This window comes from Salmonella sp. SAL4457, assembly GCF_046548235.1.
In the GTDB taxonomy this organism is placed as follows: domain Bacteria; phylum Pseudomonadota; class Gammaproteobacteria; order Enterobacterales; family Enterobacteriaceae; genus Salmonella; species Salmonella enterica.
This window is the reverse complement of the sequence record NZ_JBGDZO010001507.1, coordinates 1-229: the sequence shown is the minus strand read 5'-3', so window position 1 is coordinate 229 and position 229 is coordinate 1. Positions and strand designations below refer to the sequence as shown.

General features: G+C 69.4%; 1 protein-coding gene. It reads left to right on the top strand.

Annotation, left to right across the window (positions count from 1 at the left end; all coding sequences use genetic code 11):
• A partial coding sequence (locus ACLJNW_RS29230) for a hypothetical protein (RefSeq protein WP_410962173.1) occupies nt 1-229 on the top strand: 229 nt, incomplete at both ends.

The window sequence follows — 229 nt, the reverse complement described above, 5'->3', positions numbered from 1 at the left end:
ACCTGTCCGACCGCGACTCGGTGTTCGACAGCCAGGAAGCCGCCGACCTGCTGCTTTGGCTGCGTGCCTGCGCCGACCCCGGCGCCGATGCGCTGCTGCGGGTCGCCCTGGCTACCCGCAGCCTGCACCTGGACTGGGCGACCCTGGACCGATTGAACCAGGACGAACTGTTCTGGGAACGGATGGTCCTGCGCTTCCGCGACTATCGCCGGTCCTGGCAGGCCCAGGG